The organism is Bradyrhizobium sp. (assembly GCF_049512235.1).
In the GTDB taxonomy this organism is placed as follows: Bacteria; Pseudomonadota; Alphaproteobacteria; order Rhizobiales; family Xanthobacteraceae; genus Bradyrhizobium.
On sequence record NZ_JBEKXH010000447.1, the window covers coordinates 1 to 5350 of the forward strand.

Below are 5350 nucleotides of genomic sequence, written 5' to 3' on the forward strand. Positions count from 1 at the left end.
GCAGGCTCTGGTTGATGCGGCTGTGATGGTAGTAGCGATGGTCATCCCACCTTTGGGTTCGCAATGCCGTCAAGAAGCGCTTCATGGTCATCCCCTGTTCCGCTGGCATCGCCTGCCTACAAGGATTCGATGTCTGGTGTGTGACAGAATGATAATGACATGATTGCTTGGTCCTGACGTCGCAAGCTGGGAGCCCTCTTTAGCGCTAGCATTGCGTTTTTCGAAGTTCGAATCATAACGAAGCTTGCGATGGTGCGCTCCCGCTCTTGCTGTTGCGGGGGAGAGGGGGAAAGCTGCGTCGGCACTCTCCGAGTGGCGCCCCGACCCCACCCTCCCCCGCGCCGGCAATGATAGACTTTCGCCGGACCCCCGGATCGCTTATGACACTGCGATCAATAGCTTTTTTGCGTTTTTGGCGCAGCTTTCGCCGCGGCTGATTGTGTATTCATTATTTGCAACCTAGCGTAGCGTGGGTTGAGCTCTTCGCGAAACCCACCAGCCGCGGCGATGGGTTTCGTGACCAGTTCGGACATGCGTCCGATCTGGTCACTCTACCCATCCTACAAATCGTCTAAGCTGCCGCAGGCCATGCCTTGCGAAAGCGAATCAGCGAGAAGTGTCCGAACGGCGGCACCGGGCGACGTTCGATCAATTCCACCCCATGAGCCCGCGAGGCCCATTGCGTATAACGCGACCAAGCAAATTCGGTCCGCCAGCCGAGCGGACGCACGACCGGCTGGAGCCGTTGCTCAATAAAGCGGCGCATGCCCGCGTCCGCACTGACTCGGCTCAGTAGGATGATCTCGCCGCCGGGCCGCAAAACCCTGGCGAACTCGTCCAGCGCGGCTTCCGGGTTGGGCACCGCGGTCACGACATATTGCGCCATGACGACGTCGAATGAATTGTCGGGGAATTCGAGTTTCTCCGCATCCATCACCGCGAGACCCTCGATATTCTTGAGACGCAGATCGGCAACGCGTGCCTTCGCCTTGCGCAGCATGGCCTCCGAGATATCGGTGCCGAAAACGCGAAGATGTGCGCCATATTGCGGCAATGAGATCCCGGTGCCGACGCCGACCTCGAGGACCCTGCCGCCGATGCTGTTGGTGGCGAGAATGGCGGCGCGCCGGCCCTTTCCGAATACCCCGCCGAACACCAGGTCATACACGGGAGCCCAGCGGTCATAGGCCCGTTCGACCGTTTCGCGGTCGAAATCGAGTTCCCGTGTATCTGCAAGTTTCACTAGTTCCGTCATGGCGATGGTACTCGCTCTCTTGGTTTCAAGACGACTTTTTCTCAACACGACATTTTTTCTCAAGACGACCATTTTCCCAAGACGACCTGCCGGGAAAAGACAGCCATCCCCCGGGGCAGGCGCGCCTAGCCATGCACCGCGCTGCCGCCGGCTGCGCGGCGGACAGGCCGCAGCGAACGGTTCGGCTGCAACGCGGTGAGATTGCCGATGAACTGCCTCGCGCTGCTTTCCCAGGAATTCTCAAGCGCAAAATTCCGGCACGCCTCGCGGGAGATCCTGAGCGCGCGGATGCAGGCGTTCTTCAAATCGGCATCCAGCGCACCGACCGGATGATCGGCAATCACGTCGAGCGGACCCGTCACCGGAAAGGCCGCAACCGGAGTGCCGCATGCCAAGGCTTCGAGTTGAACCACGCCAAAGGTGTCGGTGAGGCTTGGGAAAACAAAGACGTCGGCCGCCGCCAGGTGGGAGGTCAAATCCTGTCCGGTTTTTTCCCCCAGGAATTTGGCGTCGGGATAGCGCCGCTGCAGCTCCGCCTTTTGCGGCCCATCCCCGATCACAACCTTGGATCCGGGCAAGTCGAGCGCGAGAAAGGCATCGAGGTTCTTTTCTACGGCAACCCGGCCGACCGTCATGAAAACAGGCCTGGGCAAATCGAGCTCGGCCGGATGGTCGGGCCTGAACAGGCTGGTGTCGACGCCTCGGGTCCAGGTGCCGAGCTTCTTGAAACCGCGGGCGCCGAGTTCTTGCCGGAGCGAAGCCGTGGCAACCATCGTCATGGCGGCCGCCGAATGGAAGTGCCGCAGCACGGCGTAGCTCAAGGCGGCGGGAATGATCGAGCGGACCGCGATATATTCCGGAAAGCGGGTCGTATAGGAAGTCGTGAAGGCGAGCTTGCGGCGGCGGCAATAGGCCCGCGCCGCCCATCCGATCGGCCCTTCGGTGGCAATATGTATGGCCTCCGGCGCTATCGCATCGACCCTCTCCGCAATCCCGCGCCGGCTCGGCAGCGCCATCCGCAGTCCCGGATAGGTCGGGACCGCGAGCGATGGAAACCCGTCGGGTGGCAGAAAATGGATTTCGGCGCCCAGCGCCTGGGCGCTACGAGCCAGTGAGGTTAACGTACGAACAACGCCGTTCACCTGCGGATGCCAGGCGTCGGTCGCAATCAAAATCCGCATCAAGGGGAGCCCGGGTGGTTGATTCTTGAAATAGCGACGTTCGGCCTTGGATATTTCAGGCGTGTGACGTCACCGATACGTAATCGTTCTTTTTTGGCTGATTTTGCCGGTTTCGGGTTTTTTGCCGGGCTGCCAACACGCTGATGAAACAATTCTTCCCAGAATGAAACCATTTTCAACGATTGGCGCAACCTTGCTGAAACCCCGGCCCGATAGCTGTTTCCGCTGACGGCGTGCCAGACCGGCCGCGAGAACAGAAAAGACAGTAAAAAAAACAGGGGATGAGTCATGTTCAATCCGGTCATAATTAAGCTGAGTTCGGGCTGTGCCTTAGCCTTCGGCGCGCTGGCGGCCGGCGCCATCGCCTTTTCCGGTGCTGCGGCGGCCACGCCCCTGCAGCTGTTTTCCTTCATCCCGACGCCGACGGTACAGGCGGTGCAAGCCGCCGCCCCCTCCGATGAAGGCGCGGCGGTCGAGCTGCCGGCGCGGCTGAAGCGCCAGATCGTCAGCTATTTGACCCACGAGGCGCCTGGCACCGTGATCATCGATACGCCCAACACTTATCTCTATTATGTGCTCGGGGGCGGTCAGGCGATCCGCTACGGTATCGGCGTCGGCCGCGAGGGCTTTACCTGGTCGGGCGTGCAGGCAGTCACCAAAAAGGCCGAGTGGCCGGACTGGACCCCGCCCCCCGAAATGATCGCGCGTCAACCCTATCTGCCGCGCCAGATGGCGGGCGGCCCCGGCAATCCGCTCGGCGCCCGCGCAATGTATCTCGGCGGCACGGTCTATCGCATCCACGGCACCAATGCGCCGGGGACCATCGGGACCCACGTATCCTCCGGCTGCATCCGCCTTACCAACGAAGACGTCTCAGACCTCTATTCGCGGGTCAACGTCGGCACCAGGGTGATCGTGCTGCCGATGGACCGCCGTGCCGACAATGCGGATCGCGGGCGGAGCTGATCGTTCGGCCTTCGATAGATCATGGCGCCTCGCGAACCCGCGGGGCGCGCGGGCGGGGGGGCGAGGAAGTGGCTTCCGGGCCATAAACGCTCTCAACCAGATGGCGTGCTTTACGCGCCACTTTTGCTGTTTGCCGGCAACAATTCGAACACATTTCCCGAAATCCTCGGGGATACGCCATCAAGTTAGCCGGGTTCCGCCGCCACTCTGGCGCCGCACCGACCTGCGCTATAGACTTCCCCTCTGAATCGGCCAGAGGGGAAGATGCGTCCGGCGCTGAGCCTGAAGACCATCCTGATTGCGGTCGCGGTCGTCGCGGTGACGTTCTTCGTCAGCCTGAAGACAATGGATTGGCTGTCTCCGCGTGGCGCACCGGTACTGGTCGAATTACCCCCGTTGCCGCCCGCTGCGCGCCGCTCGTTCATCGTGGCGCCGGTTGCGATCGCGCTCAGCGCCATTCGCGACGCCGCCGACCGCGGCACGCCGCGCAACTTCTCAGGCAAAGCCGACAATCCGGTTTCGCAGATCCTGCAGAATGCCGACATTGGCTGGACCGCAGCGCGCGGGCGGATCACGGCGACCGGCGCCGAGGACGTATTGTCGCTCGCGACCTCACTCACCGGAAAGCTGAACGTGACCGGATCGATCTCGTCGAAAACAACGGGCGCGGTGGGTGACGCCCTCGGCAGCCTGCTCGGCGGCAATGTCGCCAAGCAGATCGGCAGCGTGAACATCAAGGCGCTCAATGCCAGCGCCGAGATCAAGGGTAACATCACCCTCACTTCGCGGCCGAAGCTCGCCGCGGCCTGGCACCTGGAGCCTAACCTCGCGGCACAGGTGACGCTTGGCGACACCAGCCTTGCGGTGGCCGGGTCTCGCGTCAACGTTCCGGCGCAAGTCAAGCCTTTTATCGAAAGGACAGTCGCCGATCAGATCGCCGCGGCGGAGGCGCGGATCCGCGGTGATCACGCGTTGGAGCAAAGCGCGCGGCTGCAATGGGCCAGGGCATGCCGCTCGATACCACTGCAAGCCGCCGGCGGCGCCTCCTCGTTGCCGGCGCTCTGGCTGGAGCTCAAGCCGACCCGCGCGATCGCGGCGCAACCGCGCGTCGATGCATCGGCGGTCACCCTGACGCTCGGCATCGAGGCCGAGACCCGCATCACCACCGAGCAGACCAAGCCCGATTGCCCGTTTCCCCCTATCATCAACATCGTGCCACCGACAGCTGGAGGGGTCTCTATCGCCGTGCCGATCGATCTGCCTTTCAGCTTCATCGGCAAGATCGTAGCGACGCAGTTCGAAGGCCGGACCTTTCCGGAGGACGGTTCTGGCCCGGTCGATGTCACCGTGAAGCGCGCATCTGTCGCGGCCTCGGGCGACCGGCTGCTGATTTCGCTGTTGGTGAACGCCAAGGCGAAAAACAGCTTCCTTGGCTTCAGCGGCGAAGCCATGGTGCATATCTGGGGCCAGCCCGTGCTCGATCAGGTGCAGCAGACGCTACGGCTGACCAACCTGCAACTCGCCGTCGAGTCCGAAGCCGCGTTCGGGCTGCTGGGGACCGCGGCGCGCGCGGTCGTGCCGCATCTGCAACAGTTGCTGGCGGAAAAGGCCACCATCGACCTCAAGCCGTTCGCAAGCAATGCGCAGCAAAAGATCGCCGCAGCGATAGCGGAATTTCAGAAGAACCAGGACGGCGTGCGGGTGACGACGGAGATCAACAGCCTGCGGCTCGCCGACATCACCTTCGATTCCAAAACCTTGCGTGTGATCGCGGAAGCCGATGGCACGATCAATGCTTACGTGAACACGCTGCCGGCGCTGTGTATCAGCGCGCAGAATAGATTAAACAAGACCAGGGAGGAGAAACCATGAAGTCATCCATAGCCGCGGTCGCGGCCATCCTCGCTTTCGCGGCGCCGGGCGGAGCGGCGAAGGCGCAGATTTCCGA

General features: G+C 62.4%; 5 protein-coding genes. 2 read left to right on the top strand and 3 right to left on the bottom strand.

The window, feature by feature from the left end; genetic code table 11:
• Positions 1 to 571: 571 nt before the first annotated feature.
• From ABSG20_RS29005 to ABSG20_RS29015, 3 genes are all read right to left on the bottom strand, one after another.
• On the bottom strand, positions 572 to 1255 hold the full coding sequence (locus ABSG20_RS29005; protein ID WP_423867896.1) for a class I SAM-dependent methyltransferase: 684 nt from the start codon (positions 1253 to 1255) through the stop codon (positions 572 to 574).
• 125 nt (positions 1256 to 1380) lie between these two features.
• A complete protein-coding gene (locus ABSG20_RS29010) occupies positions 1381 to 2436 on the bottom strand; it encodes a glycosyltransferase family 4 protein (RefSeq protein ID WP_423867897.1) in 1056 nt (351 codons plus the stop codon).
• A complete protein-coding gene (locus ABSG20_RS29015) occupies positions 2436 to 2726 on the bottom strand; it encodes a hypothetical protein (protein ID WP_423867898.1) in 291 nt (96 codons plus the stop codon). Before ABSG20_RS29015 ends, ABSG20_RS29010 begins: the two co-directional genes overlap by 1 nt.
• On the opposite strand from ABSG20_RS29015, the gene ABSG20_RS29020 reads away from it, so the two are divergent.
• Positions 2725 to 3402, top strand: coding sequence for a L,D-transpeptidase (locus ABSG20_RS29020; RefSeq protein WP_423867899.1), 678 nt, complete (start codon positions 2725 to 2727; stop codon positions 3400 to 3402). The genes ABSG20_RS29015 and ABSG20_RS29020 overlap by 2 nt on opposite strands.
• Before the next feature lie 264 nt (positions 3403 to 3666).
• A complete protein-coding gene (locus ABSG20_RS29025; protein WP_423867900.1) occupies positions 3667 to 5274 on the top strand; it encodes a DUF4403 family protein in 1608 nt (535 codons plus the stop codon).
• Positions 5275 to 5350: the final 76 nt, after the last annotated feature.

Bases quoted from the DNA above. Each gene is read 5' to 3' on its own strand.
- ABSG20_RS29015 (WP_423867898.1), bottom strand. From the start codon at position 2,726: ATGACTCATCCCCTGTTTTTTTTACTGTCTTTTCTGTTCTCGCGGCCG.
- ABSG20_RS29020 (WP_423867899.1), top strand. From the start codon at position 2,725: ATGTTCAATCCGGTCATAATTAAGCTGAGTTCGGGCTGTGCCTTAGCC.
- ABSG20_RS29010 (WP_423867897.1), bottom strand. From the start codon at position 2,436: ATGCGGATTTTGATTGCGACCGACGCCTGGCATCCGCAGGTGAACGGC.
- ABSG20_RS29005 (WP_423867896.1), bottom strand. From the start codon at position 1,255: ATGACGGAACTAGTGAAACTTGCAGATACACGGGAACTCGATTTCGAC.
- ABSG20_RS29025 (WP_423867900.1), top strand. From the start codon at position 3,667: ATGCGTCCGGCGCTGAGCCTGAAGACCATCCTGATTGCGGTCGCGGTC.